The following is a 14,309-nucleotide window of genomic DNA, read 5'->3' as shown; positions in this document are numbered from 1 at the left end:
ATAAATTAAAAATGTAAAAATATTACGCTGTGCATTTTGTGAAAAACACCATACTCGATCTGGGTAAAACTGCAAATACGACTTTGGTTTCCTATAAATGACTGTAAAAAATTAATGACAAAATCGATTGCGCTTTACCCCTGCTGGTTTATGCTCAATACCATGAATAAATATATCCATGGTAGCAGTGGCCTGATCAGCAGGCACTTTATTGAGCATAGTTCATCGCTAGGCCAGTTACTTTATTGGCATAATCAACATGGCATAAATATACAAGTTCGAGAGCATCAACAGCTGCGCTGGCTACTTATTAACAATACCTTGCAATCAGTTATTTTAACCCGGAGTCCACAAGTATTACTGTTTCCTCACCTTGCCTATTTAGCAACGATTTGGCAGCAACGACTAGCGCCTAAAAAAATACTTGAGCTCGGTTTAGGTGGTGGTGCTATACGTAACTACTTATTAAAACTGTACCCTCAAGCGCAGCTAACTTCAGTAGAAAAAAACCCTCATATAATTGACTGTTATCAAGATTTTTTTGCCCTTAATGAACAGGGCCAAATTTACTGTGAAGACGCACAAACAGTTTTAAAGTCAGCGGTGAATATAGATTGGATTATTTTAGATTTATTTAGTGAACTAGACGCCCCTAGATTCTTATTTGATTTATGTTTTTATCAAACAATTTATGAGGCGCTTGCTCAGCGGGGCATCTTATTTATTAACTTTTTATCGCAACATACCTCCCAGCTTACACAGCTACAACTTGTGCTTAAGCGCGTGTTTGGGGAAGCCGTTAGTATTAAAAAGATCACCGGATTTGTGAATCACATTGTGGTTGTTGAAAAAACACTTTAAGCGGTTAAGTTAAAGGTAACCGGACCGTCGTTACATAAACTAACCTGCATATCGGCTGCAAATACACCGGTCGCTACCTTAATACCGAGTAATTTAGCCTGCTCAACAAAGTAATTATATAATGCTTGCGCTTGGTCTGGTGTGGCTGCCGATGAAAAACTAGGACGCATGCCTTTTTTGGTATTAGCTGCAAGTGTAAATTGCGATATGACTAATAGTTCGCCTTGTATATCTTTGAGACTGAGGTTCATTTTATCATTTTCATCACTAAAAATTCGATAATTACTGACCTTGTGTAATAGTTTATCAGCAACACGCTCATCGTCTTCTTTTTCAACACCAAGCAGTAATACAATACCTTGTTTTATTTCACCAACAATCTGTTTTTCTATTGCTACGTTGGCGTGTGTTACCCGTTGAATTAGTCCTTGCATTTATTCACTATCCTCTGCTCATTGCTCTTTTTTATTGTAATGTTGCATGTTAATACACACAGTAAATTCAGCACCTAGTAGCACTACTACCCACGACAAGTATACCCATACAAACAAAATAGGAATGGTTGCTACCGCACCATAAATCACTTCGTATGATGGAAAATGGCTAATGTACAAAGCAAAGCCTTTTTTGGTTAACTCAAATAACATTGCAGCAAACAGTGCACCTGGAATAGCAGCCCTAAATGAAACCCGCGTATTCGGCACTAAGGTATACAGCATAATAAAACCTGCCATAGAAATAGCATAAGGGAGTAGTTTTAATAAAAAACCACTAAACCCAGGGATCCCCTGATCAGCGAACGACACTAACGACACAATATAAGAGGTGACACCAATACTCGCCCCCAGTAATACAGGTCCCAAACTCAGTACCATCCAATATACAGCAAAGGATATCATCATTGGGCGTTTTTTCTTTACTCGCCAAATACGGTTTAGCGTGGCATCTACATTACGAATAAGTAGCAAGGCAATGGCTGCCAAAAAGCCAATACCTACCGCCGTCATTTGATTAGCATTACCAGCAAACGAGCTAATATGTTCTTTAATAACATCGGAAGAAGTCGGCACAAAGTTAGTAAATAAAAAACTTTCAATGGCTAAACGGGTCGATTCAAACCCCGGAAAAGCAGAGAAGATTGCCACCCCCACCGCTATCAACGGAACCAACGACAACAAGGTAACGTATGCTAAATACCCTGCATTAATGGTTATTTGATCGTCTATACAGCGATTGAAATATTGCATCCACCAGCCTGGTTGCTGTTTTAGAAACACCTTAACTTGCTGTTTATAATGGGAGAGCTTATCATTCATACAATTAACTTTGTTGGTGGGCTTTTGATTATAATAACAATCAAGGCCATAATTTACAGCATTAACACTCGTAAATAGGAATTCAGATGAAAAAACAAACATTATTAGGGACAGCCATACTCTCGTTAATGCTGATGCTTTCAGGTTGTCAGTCGGCTTATTATTCGGCAATGGAAAAAGTAGGTGTACATAAACGTGACATTCTTATTGATCGCGTTGAAGAAACGAAAGACTCACAACAAGAGTCGCAAGAAGAATTTCAATCAGCACTCGAGCGCCTAACTACCTTAATTAATTTCGATGGCGGTGAGTTGCAAGATGCTTACAATCAACTTAATGACGATTACGAGTCGAGCTTAGCGGCGGCAAACGAAGTATCAAATAACATAAATAAAGTAGAAGATGTTGCCGATGCCTTGTTTGATGAGTGGAGCGATGAGCTAGAGCAATACAAAAGCGCCTCACTTAAGCGTCAAAGCAGTAAAAAACTAGCTGCAACTCAGCGCCAGTTTAGCCAATTACTTCGCTCAATGCGCAGCGCTGAGAGCAAAATGGAGCCAGTATTATCGTCTTTACAAGATAACGTGCTTTACTTAAAACATAACTTAAACGCACAAGCGGTAGCCGCTATAAAAGGCGAGTTTACTAACTTAAAGCGTGATATTCAGTTACTCATGAATGACATGAATAAGTCGATTGAAGACTCAAATAAATTTATTGAGCAAATGAATACCACAGGCTAATTACTATAAACTCGTTTACTAAGCCTACTAAATTGTAGGCTTTTTTATTGTTACTTTTTGTTACCTTTAAGCTCTTCGATAATCAGCTGTTGTTGTTATACTTTTACAAAATAATAATAATTAGAACAGTAAAATGAAGTTCAAAGCCATTACCCTAATACTTGCATGCACAATGCTAAGCGCCTGCCAAACAGCTAACCATGTTGAAGTTATTGCAGGGAAGCAAACCATTACCCCGCTACATCAAAATGGCGAGCGAGAAGGACGGTTTCATAATCTCTACCCGGGTAAAAAAACTTACCCGACTACCTGTAAAAGCAACTGCTACCCAACTAGCCCTAAATTACAATGCGAAAAAGACAGCGAAAACTGCCAATTTATTGGTGAGCAACAGCCTATGAATTTAAATACAGGCTTTAGCTTACGCTGGCTGGGGCATGCTGGGTTTATGATCCGCACGCCTAACGGACAGCAAGTGTTACTTGATCCTGTAAAAGAGCAGTTTGACTCACCTGTAGATTTAGCATTTAGACTAGCCTCTGGGTTTTACCGACAGCCCGGCGATTGGCTCACATATAGTGAACTGAAAAACTTAGACGCTGTGATGTACTCGCATATTCATTACGATCACTTTAATAAAGCAGATATAGAAGAGATCGGTAATAAACCCCGCTACTTAACACCACTAGGCATGGCCGACAACTTCCCTACAGGCGGGTTTAATATTAGTGAAATGGCGTGGTATGCAAAAACAAATATTGGCGATTTAGCTATCCATGCCTTGCCTGCTCATCACTTTAGCAGCCGTGTTTTAGTACCCTTTATTTATGAAGACAACGATAAAGACCTATGGAATGGCTGGCTACTTGAACAAAATGGCAGCACCTTATTTTTTGCAGGCGACACTGGCTACTCAAAACACTTCAGCGATATACAGAAAAAATATGGCGATATTGATGTGTGCTTAATGCCGATAGCGTCTTACTATAGCGAAGATAACCCTAAATGGTATCGTTACGTTCATACAACCCCAGAAGACGCTCTAACAGCAGCACAAGAGCTAAACTGTAAAATAATGATACCTTGGGGATACGGTAACTCATCATGGAAAATGGGCGATCGCACGAGTCATTCAGCTTTACTGCGTTTATTGTATATGCACAAAAAGATGGACTCGAAAATACCCCTGCATATTTTAAATGAAGGTGAGAGTATTAAACTTTAATCAGTCATTTACAAAATTAGTAATAACTTCTCTGCTGAACTATGTTTAATTAACTAAACAGTGAGGAGGTTTTATGTTTCTTGTACGACTTATTTACGCCAGCAAAATTAGTAGTGGTTTTGGGCCTAAAGATATAGAAAATATTTTACAAAGCGCTCGAACCTATAATGTAAAAACAAACGTCACCGGCATGTTATGTTTTAGTAATGATTACTTTTTACAATGCCTGGAAGGCTCTAGAACGGCTGTAAATAATACCTACCAACAAATATTAAACGATAAACGTCACCACAATGTAATTATGCTCAACTATACCCAAATTCCTGAAAGAGAGTTTGAAAAATGGTCAATGGGCTATGTACCGCAATCTAAGCTAACCGAATCACTGAATCTCAAGTTTTCAGGCTCCATTGATTTTAATCCTTTTAAAATGTCTGGAGAAAGTGCGCATTTATTAATGCTCGCATTAAAAGACAGCATAGCAGGCACAATCAGTTAGTATAAAAATAGACTACGAGATTGTTTTTGATTGCTATTTAAGCCAAGCTAAATCATCCTTAATTGATGAGATGATTAATGAAAAAAACACTACTCGCTTTTAGCTTACTTTTTACCCAGCCAATCATGGCTATTGACGTTAGTCATACACCAACAGCTATTACTATTGATGGGGTTTCTGAAAGTGCATGGGACAAAGCCACTTGGCATAATATGCCATACTTAATGGACGGCACCCTACCAGACTCAGACAAGGATTTTAAAGGTCGCTATCGTCTTTTGTGGGATGAAAACTACTTGTATTTACAAGCAGACATTAGTGATGATATGCTTATTGATACTCACCCAGATCCAACGGATAAATACTGGGACGATGATGCCTTAGAAGTGTTTATAGATAGTGACGCATCTGGCGGTAATCACCAATTTAACCATACAGCATTTGCTTATCATATTGGCCTTGATAACCAAGCTGCCGATTATGGGCCTGATAAAAAAGCGCATTTATATACCGACCACTTAGTTAGTAACTGGAAACGCAATACCATTGCGCCCTATAACATCACGTGGGAAGTGGCGATAAAACTCTACCCAAATAATTTCCAACAAGGCGCGCAAAATACACCACTTAAATTAACTGAAAAACAAGTTATTGGTTTTATGCTCGCCTATTGCGATAACGACGGCAGTAAAGTTCGTGAGCACTTCATGGGTTCACATGAAGTACAGCCTGTTAACGGCAGTCGCAACCTTGGCTATATAGATGCTGATGTGTTTGGAAAAATCACTCTACTACCAATAAGATAATTGAAACCATAGGTTGGGTTGAGCAAAGCGAAACCCAACATAACGGAAACATTAAAAAGCAAAACGTCTATTTTATAAGCTGTTATTTGGGTATACATACTCTTGCTCTTTACTACTGCATTCATCATCATTGAGAGAGCGACCGATTGGGCCAATTAACATATTCAAAAGCCCATTAATCACGTTTACTTTTTGATTTTTTTTATTACTATTAAGATCACCAGCAGGCTTATGACGTTCATTACTGTTCGCAGCCCCTGTAACAAAATCACACCCAGAGCTCATGGCTTGTGACGAAGTACAACCAGATAAAAGTACAGTTATCACAATAAGTATTACTTTAACCAACATTATTCCCTTAATTTGTATGAGTTTAAAAAACATTATTACTTTAACAACTTGCTCTACAAGATAGTGTAAGTAATTGTATTAGATCGGATTGTTCAATCTGTGGACACCAATATTAACCTGAACATACTGAGTATTATTTATAGTTATTACTATTTTTTAAGTGAGTTAGTTACTAAGCGGTAAAAAAGCGCACTCTTTTCAAAGAGAAATAATTGCCTGATATTTTTGGAGCTAACTTTATCTAGTTTGTTTTATCTTGTTTATCCTGACTACATAAAAGCTAAAGCTTCTCTTACTTTAAAAACAAAAAAGCCGCTGTATCTTTCAATACAGCGGCTTTTAAAATCATTGTTCTAAATTAATAGATTATGACTTAGGAGCACGACCCGCACGTTTACGCTCATTTTCAGTTAAATGACGCTTACGAATACGAATGTTCTCAGGTGTTACTTCTACTAACTCATCATCAGCAATAAACTCAAGCGCTTGCTCAAGTGAATAGTTAAGTGCTGGTGTTAGTGTTTGTGCTTCATCTGTACCAGATGCACGAACGTTAGTAAGTTGCTTACCTTTAAGTGCGTTAACTGTAAGGTCGTTATCACGGCTATGAATACCAATAACCATACCTTCATAAACTTCAACACCGTGACCGATAAATAAACGGCCGCGCTCTTGTAAGTTAAATAGTGCGTTAGTAAGTGCTTTACCTGTTGCGTTTGCAATCATTACACCGTTCTTACGAACACCTAGCTCGCCACCTTTGTGCGGACCGTAGTGATCGAATGTATGGTAAAGTAAACCAGAACCCGACGTTAATGTCATGAACTCAGTTTGGAAACCGATTAAGCCACGGCTTGGGATCATAAAGTCCATACGCATACGGCCTTTACCATCTGGTGCCATGTCAGTAAGTTCACCCTTACGAAGACCAATTTGCTCCATGATAGAACCTTGGTGCTCTTCTTCACAGTCAATAGTTAGTGTTTCATACGGTTCTTCTAACACACCATCAACAGTACGTAAGATTACTTCTGGACGAGAAACAGCAAGCTCGTAACCTTCACGACGCATGTTCTCGATTAAGATACCTAGGTGTAATTCACCACGACCTGATACACGGAAGCTATCTGGGTTATCTGTATCAGCAACACGAAGTGCTACGTTATGTACTAATTCTTTGTCTAAACGCTCACGAATATTACGTGATGTTACAAACTTACCTTCTTTACCACAGAAAGGAGAGTTGTTTACAGAGAACGTCATTGTTACTGTTGGCTCATCAACACTTAGTGGTGGTAATGCTTCAACGTTGTTAGGACAACAAAGCGTATCTGAAATCTTAAGCTCGCCTAAACCTGTTACTGTTACGATGTTACCAGCGTAAGCTTTATCAGTTTCAATACGTTCAAGGCCTAAGTAGCTTTGTACTGAACCAATCTTACCGTTACGAGTTGTGCCGTCTGCACTGATAACCGTAACTTGTTGGTTAGGTGCAACAGAACCACGTTTAATACGACCAATACCAATTACACCCTTATAAGAGTTGTAATCAAGCTGTGAAATCTGCATTTGGAAGTCACCTTCAGGATCTGCATCCGGTGGTGATACTTCGTCAACGATCATCTTGAACATAGGTTCCATGTTATCTGATGCTTCGTCTAAATCTAATGTAGCCCAACCATTGATTGCTGATGCGTAGATTACTTTAAAATCTAACTGCTCATCAGTTGCGCCTAGGTTGTCGAATAAATCAAAGATTTGATCCATAACCCAATCAGGGCGAGCACCTGGCTTATCAATTTTATTGATAACAACGATTGGCTTTAAGCCTTGCGCGAATGCCTTTTGCGTTACGAAACGCGTTTGTGGCATTGGGCCTTCTTGAGCGTCAACAAGTAGTAGTACTGAGTCAGCCATCGAAAGTACGCGTTCAACTTCACCACCGAAGTCGGCGTGTCCAGGAGTATCTACGATATTGATATGGTAATCATTCCAAGATATAGCGGTGTTTTTCGCTAAAATGGTAATACCACGTTCTTTTTCAATGTCGTTTGAATCCATCACGCGCTCTTCATTACCGCCGCGTGTTTCTAATGTACCTGATTGCTCAAGTAGTTTATCAACCAGTGTTGTTTTACCGTGGTCAACGTGGGCGATAATTGCTATATTTCTTAACTTTTCGATACTCATATGTTCACTCAGAGAAATTGATCTCATTGATCCTGCAGGGGGCTATACGTACTCACCTGCGCTTTCACGAGATGTCCCAGCATAGGATTTAAAAGGGCGCATATTATCCCCTATAAATGGAATGGATGAAAGTTTATCCAAAATAAAATTTCAAACTTTCGCAATAAAATAATTAACCCTTTGTTTTAAAATAATTAATTTTGATGATTAATTTTTATAAATTTATCTCAAAAGGTGGTTTTGAGTTAATTTAAAGCGACTTTACTGCGTATTTTGCATTTTCTTTGTGTTAGTCTAAGGTGATTAATTTGCAAGCAATTATGACTCTGTAAATGTTGCACCTTTTTGGAATTATTACGCACCAAAATAGTGCTTAATCTATATCACCTTTATGTTGTTTATATATTTTTACATAAAAAACAATAGATTATAATAGTGGCATAAAATCAGCTTGTTAGTATTTAAAGTATCTAAGCAGCAATAATAAAACCCAATAGTTGGAGGACACATGTCACAATCGGTTTTAGATTTTATTAAAGAAAATGACGTTAAGTTCATTGATTTACGCTTTACTGACACAAAAGGTAAAGAGCAACATGTTTCTATTCCTCATCATCAAGTTGATGAAGACTTTTTTGAAGATGGAAAAATGTTCGACGGTTCTTCAATTGCTGGCTGGAAAGGCATTAATGAATCAGACATGGTGTTATTACCTGACGCAGATTCAATTAAGCTTGACCCTTTCACAGAAGAAACAACGCTAATCGTTCGTTGTGACGTGGTTGAGCCTTCTACATTACAAGGTTATGAGCGCGACCCGCGCTCAGTAGCTAAACGCGCTGAAGAGTACATGCGCTCTACTGGTATTGCTGACACAGTTTTATTTGGTCCTGAGCCAGAGTTTTTCGTATTTGACGATGTTAAATACAAGTCTGACATGTCAGGCTCAATGTATAAAATTGATTCTAAGCAAGCAGCTTGGAACTCAGATAAAGAATATGCAGATGGCAATACAGGCCACCGTCCAGGTGTTAAAGGCGGTTACTTCCCGGTTGCACCTGTTGATGATTTCCAAGATTGGCGTTCTGCAACTTGTTTAGTTCTTGAAGAGCTAGGCCAAGTTGTTGAAGCACATCACCACGAAGTGGCGACTGCCGGTCAGAATGAAATCGCAACTCGTTTTAACACTATGGTTTTAAAAGCAGACGAAATCCAAGAAATGAAATATGTTATTCACAACATGGCTCATTTATACGGAAAGACAGCAACCTTTATGCCTAAGCCTGTTGTTGGCGATAACGGTTCAGGTATGCACTGTCACCAGTCTTTAGCTAAAGACGGCGTAAACTTATTCGCAGGTGATAAGTACGGCGGTCTTTCTGAAGACGCGCTTTACTACATTGGTGGTATCATCAAACATGCTAAAGCAATCAACGCTTTTGCTAACGCGTCAACTAACTCGTACAAACGTTTAGTACCTGGCTTTGAAGCACCGGTAATGCTTGCATACTCTGCACGTAACCGTTCAGCATCAATTCGTATTCCAGTGGTTCCATCTGCAAAAGGTCGTCGTATTGAAGTGCGCTTCCCAGATCCAACTGCTAACCCATATCTTGCATTCTCAGCAATGCTTATGGCTGGCCTTGACGGAATTAAAAACAAAATTCACCCTGGCGATGCTATGGATAAGGATTTATACGACTTACCAGCTGAAGAAGCAGCAGAAATTCCAACAGTGGCAGCCTCATTAGATGAAGCACTAGCGGCATTAGATGCAGATCGTGAGTTCTTAAACCAAGGTGGCGTATTCACTAATGACCTAATTGATGCTTACATTGCACTTAAGTCAAAAGAAGTTGAAAAACTTAACATGACAACTCACCCAGTTGAGTTTGAAATGTACTACAGCTGTTAATTTATTAACCGATAAATAATGTGTGTTTTAAGCCCGCTCTGCGGGCTTTTTTTATGGTAAATTTAACGGTTCTACACTAAAGTGAAATAAGTTTAAACAATGCAGGTTAGCAGGATGATAGGTAAGGTTTTGTTGCTATTAATAGCTTTAATGATAAGCCTTAATAGCCATGCAAATAATAAAAAAATTTACGCATGGAAAGACAAAAACGGTGTACTGGTTTTTTCAGATACCCCTCAACCTGGTGCTAAAGAGGTTAAACTCACTAGCCAACACTTAAACATGCCTGCAACTAATACTGACATACTTGATACTTCACCAACTAAAACAGCGGTAAAGTTTAAAATTAGTATTACTTCGCCAGAGCCCAACCAAACTATAAGAGAAAACACCGGCTCTGTATATGTTTCAACTCAGATTGCGCCTCGGTTTGAAGCTGGATTTACCATTGGTTTATTTTTAAATGGCGTTGCCATTGGTGAACCTAGTGACACCACTACGCTGGCGTTAAGAGATGTAGAGCGCGGGCAACACACACTACAAGTTAAACTTTATAATAAACAAAACCAAGTAATTGCAACTAGCCCTGAGAGTGTATTTTTTATGCATCGCAAAGGCCTTAATATAGGTCGGTAATTGCAGTTAAGTACGTACAATTAGCGTATATTTTACTAAAAACCTTGCCTACCTCCCCAGGCGCACTAAAATGGTGCAATAATGATAAACAAAACACATTTTAGCCCAGAGCTACTAAATATAATTTGGCAAAACCAAACCACCGCCCTAATGTTACTTGATGAAAGCTTTACGCTCATTTATGCCAACACCAGTGCCAGTGAATTACTTGGTTTAGGCGAAAAGCGCTTACTAGGACAAGCGTTCGATGATTTATTTAATTACCACTCTATCGACTTAAAACGTATTGCACAGTATTCATTGGTTGATGGTGTAGACTGCCACCAGCATAGAGCTGACGTGGTGTTTATCGATTCTCGCCATGCAAAGTTAGCGGTCAGCACACGACGAATAAAGCATAACGATACCTTTTATATTTTATTTGAATGTCGACAAACTGATGACGAAATAAAGCACGATCAAGTCTCAAATCAAATGCATCAATACCAAGCTGCACGCAACTTAATTCGCGGTTTAGCCCATGAAATTAAAAACCCACTGGGTGGAATTCGCGGGGCGGCGCAATTATTGCAGTATGAAGGTGATCAGCAAGAAAGAGATCAATGTGCAGAACTGATAATTGAACAAGCCGATCGATTGCGTGAATTAGTTGATAGGCTCCTTGGGCCTAATCAGCTGCCGCAAAAATCGTATGGCAATATACATCAAACATTAGAGTCGGTTGTAAAACTCAGTACCTTAGATAACAACCGCGATATTCGGTTAGTTAAAGACTACGATCCGAGTATTCCTGATGTTTATATTGATCAGAGCAAAGTTCAACAGGTAGTGCTAAATATTGTGCGTAATGCACAACAAGCATTGGTAGATGGTGGCGAAATAAAAATAAAAACGCGGATTAATTACCAGCATCGTCGTCCTGGCAAAGCCCCTAAAAAGGCACTCCTTATTCAAGTAATGGATAACGGCCCGGGTATTGATGCCAATTTACGCGACACCTTATTTTACCCTATGACCACCAATAAAGAAGGTGGCTCGGGACTTGGATTATCTATAGCGCAAACCTTGATTGATCAACATGATGGCTATATCGAATGTGATAGTTGGCCGGGACATACTGAATTTAATATTTATCTGCCGTTTACAGATTAATACTTTGGAGTTTGCATGAAAACAGCTTGGCTTGTAGATGATGATGCCTCAATTCGCTTTGTACTAGAAAAAGCACTGACTCGCGCAGGGTTTGAAGTAGAAAGTTTTGCAGATGCACAAAACGTACTTAACGCGCTAAAATTTAGTCAACCTAGCGTGTTGATTTCCGATGTGCGAATGCCTGGTATGGACGGTATGGCGTTACTTGAGCTAATAGCAGAGCAAACGCCGGGGCTACCTGTGATCATTATGACCGCCCACTCAGACCTTGATTCAGCCGTTAATGCATTCCAAAAAGGCGCATTTGAGTATTTGGCCAAGCCATTTGATTTAAATGAAGCGGTTGCACTGGTGGAAAGTGCTTATCGAGCTAATTCAACTAAAAAAACCAAACGTAAAAGCGCGCCCCCCAAAAGCGCCCATATTATTGGTGAGGCCCCTGCTATGCAGGAAGTGTTTCGTGCCATAGGTAAACTCTCAGCATCGAGTATGAGCGTACTGATCAATGGTGAGTCAGGTACTGGTAAAGAGCTGGTTGCCAGCGCTCTGCATAACCATAGCCCGCGGAAAGAAAACCAATTTATTGCCCTTAATATGGCCGCTATCCCTAAAGAATTAGTTGAATCTGAACTGTTTGGCCACGAAAAAGGCGCTTTTACAGGGGCAGATAGCGTGCGTAAAGGTCGCTTTGAACAAGCGAATGGCGGTACCTTATTTTTGGATGAAATCGGTGATATGCCACTGGATGTACAAACCCGCTTATTGCGCGTATTAGCCGATGGCGAATTTTATCGCGTGGGGGGTCATCAAAGTATAAAAGTAGATGTACGCATTATTGCTGCCACCCATCAAAATTTAGAAGAGCTGGTAAAACAAGGTAAGTTTAGAGATGATTTATTTCATCGTTTAAACGTGGTTCGCCTACGTTTACCTGCCTTACGCGAGCGCCCTGAAGATATAGAGCGCTTAGCGCTACACTTTTTACATAAAAGTGCAAAAGACCTGCAAGTAGATAGTAAAGTATTAAGCCCTAAAGCAATTAAACAACTGTGTTTATTTAATTGGCCAGGGAATGTTCGTCAACTTGAAAACACCTGCCGCTGGTTAACCGTTATGGCGCCTGGAGAGCTGATTGGTGAGCAAGATTTACCTCCTGAAATTATTGATAATGCCGCCGCAACCCAAGAAGGCGATTGGCTAGATTCATTTCAGCAGTGGCTTAATCAAGAGTTTAAACAAGGTAAAGAAAATATTTGGCCTGATATTCAAGCCCAGCTAGAAACCCGCTTAATAAAAACAGCACTCGCTAATTGTTCTGGCCATAAACAAGAAGCCGCAGTAAAAATTGGCTGGGGTCGCAATACGTTGACCCGAAAATTAAAAGAGCGCAATATTAGCTGATATTTTATAAGGCTAGCGTCCTAGGTTATTAATGAAGTTAATTGAGAACATCCCTTTGTTTAAGCAAATGGAGATTATAAATCGCTTAGATTTTTTTAAAGAATTCACACTTAATGAGCGCCAAATTCTGCTTGAGTCGTTTGGTTTGCTCTATTTGATAAATAAAAACCAGTTTTTATTTAAAGAATTTGATAATGACAAGCGACTGTTTATTGTGCTCAGTGGATCTTTAATGGTGTTTAAGCACAATCACTTACTGGAACTGGGCAGTATAGAGCCTGGTGAATTTATTGGTGAAGGTGCATTTATTAATAACCGAGAGCGCAGTATTAATGCACGCGCTAAGGAAAGCGCTATAGTACTGGCTATTACTGCCGATGCCCTTACCCGCCTACCTAATGTTATACGTGAAAAAATTAAAGACCGTATTATTGAAGGTATGAGCCTGCGCATTGCAAAACTCTCGGAGCATATAGAAGAGCATGGTTAACAGTTAACTTAATCCATATAAACAACCTGCATTGAGCAATTAAGCCAGCCTGGCTTATTTACATGAGCTGTTATGGTATATGTGTCTGATGGTTTATCACCAAAAGGTGTCTCAACCAATGGCTGTGAATGAGTGTAGGTTTGTGAATAATTGCTGTAGTAAATAACCAAATAGCCGTATAAATATTCCCATTTCAATGTGACTTTTGCGCCGCTGATTAATGTGAACTCAGCATGTTGATCAGTAAAGGTTACGGCTAGGTCATTAAACTCACCTTTTTCGCACTGGGTTGTTCGCAACCGAGAAGGCATGGTAAAAGCGTCATCCGCATTAGTATTTTTTAGATAAAAACCAATATTACCATCACCATAAAAGTGATTTGCGCGTGTGGTGTAGCTAATTTCGGGTTGATAACTTAGGGTCTGTTAACCTTTCAAGGTTAAATTTGCAGCAGCCTGTTTGGTATATAGGCAAGGCAGAGCCTATGTAGTGTGGTTATTCCCCATAAGTAGGCGATAACGCCGCATTAATACCAAACAGGCGCTGCCCTTCGGGTTCTTCCTAGGGGCAATTTACTCTTTGTTCCTCGGTTTTGACTTAGCCCACTAGGTTACAAACCTCGCGCCGCGATTAAATCGCCCCTAGTTTGAACAAATTTTAATCCGCAAAGATCAACAGACCCTTGGCTTTATAGGCGCTCAATAATAATCGAAATCCTATGTAT

The 14,309-nt window shown here is 39.5% G+C and carries 14 protein-coding genes and 1 pseudogene; 10 read left to right on the top strand and 5 right to left on the bottom strand.

The genetic code is table 11. The features are described 5' to 3' along the window. Positions 1-114 precede the first annotated feature (114 nt). Entirely contained in the window at positions 115-861 is a 747-nt protein-coding gene (locus tag CWB77_RS15650) for a spermidine synthase (protein WP_138623529.1), read from the top strand. Here CWB77_RS15650 and dtd read toward each other — a convergent pair. Beyond that, entirely contained in the window at positions 858-1,295 is a 438-nt protein-coding gene (dtd, locus tag CWB77_RS15645) for a D-aminoacyl-tRNA deacylase (protein ID WP_010392023.1), read from the bottom strand. The genes CWB77_RS15650 and dtd overlap by 4 nt on opposite strands. An 18-nt stretch (positions 1,296-1,313) precedes the next feature. Then, positions 1,314-2,177, bottom strand: a complete 864-nt coding sequence (locus CWB77_RS15640; protein ID WP_138623527.1) for a virulence factor BrkB family protein — start codon at positions 2,175-2,177, stop codon at positions 1,314-1,316. An 86-nt stretch (positions 2,178-2,263) separates the two neighbouring features. Between CWB77_RS15640 and CWB77_RS15635 the strand changes: the two genes are divergently transcribed. The 4 genes from CWB77_RS15635 (at position 2,264) to CWB77_RS15620 (ending at position 5,450) form a co-directional block, all read left to right on the top strand. Continuing rightward, positions 2,264-2,920 (top strand): DUF2959 domain-containing protein, encoded by a 657-nt coding sequence (locus CWB77_RS15635; RefSeq protein ID WP_109875678.1) that lies wholly within the window; start codon positions 2,264-2,266, stop codon positions 2,918-2,920. Positions 2,921-3,053: 133 nt separating this feature from the next. After that, entirely contained in the window at positions 3,054-4,145 is a 1,092-nt protein-coding gene (locus CWB77_RS15630; RefSeq protein WP_138623525.1) for an MBL fold metallo-hydrolase, read from the top strand. A gap of 73 nt (positions 4,146-4,218) precedes the next feature. Then, on the top strand, positions 4,219-4,644 hold the full coding sequence (locus tag CWB77_RS15625) for a BLUF domain-containing protein (protein WP_010392015.1): 426 nt from the start codon (positions 4,219-4,221) through the stop codon (positions 4,642-4,644). Between the two features lie 77 nt (positions 4,645-4,721). Further along, complete coding sequence (locus CWB77_RS15620) at positions 4,722-5,450, top strand: CBM9 family sugar-binding protein (RefSeq protein WP_138623524.1); 729 nt, start codon at positions 4,722-4,724, stop codon at positions 5,448-5,450. Positions 5,451-5,522: 72 nt separating this feature from the next. Here the strand turns inward: CWB77_RS15620 and CWB77_RS15615 are convergent, their stop codons facing one another. Beyond that, complete coding sequence (locus CWB77_RS15615) at positions 5,523-5,801, bottom strand: hypothetical protein (protein ID WP_010392011.1); 279 nt, start codon at positions 5,799-5,801, stop codon at positions 5,523-5,525. A gap of 366 nt (positions 5,802-6,167) precedes the next feature. Next, complete coding sequence (gene typA, locus CWB77_RS15610) at positions 6,168-7,991, bottom strand: translational GTPase TypA (RefSeq protein WP_010392008.1); 1,824 nt, start codon at positions 7,989-7,991, stop codon at positions 6,168-6,170. A 508-nt stretch (positions 7,992-8,499) separates the two neighbouring features. Between typA and glnA the strand changes: the two genes are divergently transcribed. The 5 genes from glnA to CWB77_RS15585 all read left to right on the top strand — a co-directional run bounded on the left by glnA (position 8,500) and on the right by CWB77_RS15585 (position 13,585). Continuing rightward, positions 8,500-9,906 carry a glutamate--ammonia ligase gene (glnA, locus tag CWB77_RS15605; RefSeq protein ID WP_010392004.1) on the top strand — a complete coding sequence of 469 codons (1,407 nt, stop codon included), beginning with the start codon at positions 8,500-8,502 and terminating at the stop codon, positions 9,904-9,906. 114 nt (positions 9,907-10,020) lie between these two features. After that, positions 10,021-10,542 (top strand): DUF4124 domain-containing protein, encoded by a 522-nt coding sequence (locus CWB77_RS15600; RefSeq protein ID WP_138595574.1) that lies wholly within the window; start codon positions 10,021-10,023, stop codon positions 10,540-10,542. A gap of 81 nt (positions 10,543-10,623) precedes the next feature. Beyond that, the gene (gene glnL, locus CWB77_RS15595; protein ID WP_008108383.1) at positions 10,624-11,694 is read left to right on the top strand and encodes a nitrogen regulation protein NR(II); all 1,071 of its coding nucleotides are present in this window, start codon (positions 10,624-10,626) and stop codon (positions 11,692-11,694) included. Positions 11,695-11,709: 15 nt separating this feature from the next. Next, positions 11,710-13,095, top strand: a complete 1,386-nt coding sequence (gene ntrC / locus CWB77_RS15590) for a nitrogen regulation protein NR(I) (protein ID WP_010391999.1) — start codon at positions 11,710-11,712, stop codon at positions 13,093-13,095. A 31-nt stretch (positions 13,096-13,126) separates the two neighbouring features. Further along, the gene (locus tag CWB77_RS15585) at positions 13,127-13,585 is read left to right on the top strand and encodes a Crp/Fnr family transcriptional regulator (protein WP_008108381.1); all 459 of its coding nucleotides are present in this window, start codon (positions 13,127-13,129) and stop codon (positions 13,583-13,585) included. 8 nt (positions 13,586-13,593) lie between these two features. Here the strand turns inward: CWB77_RS15585 and CWB77_RS15580 are convergent. Further along, positions 13,594-14,010 (bottom strand): annotated as a pseudogene (locus tag CWB77_RS15580) (hypothetical protein); the annotation flags it as partial. Positions 14,011-14,309 lie beyond the last annotated feature (299 nt).

The organism is Pseudoalteromonas sp. S1610 (assembly GCF_005887465.1).
Taxonomy (GTDB): domain Bacteria; phylum Pseudomonadota; class Gammaproteobacteria; order Enterobacterales; family Alteromonadaceae; genus Pseudoalteromonas; species Pseudoalteromonas undina.
This window is presented reverse-complemented; position numbering and strand designations above follow the sequence as displayed.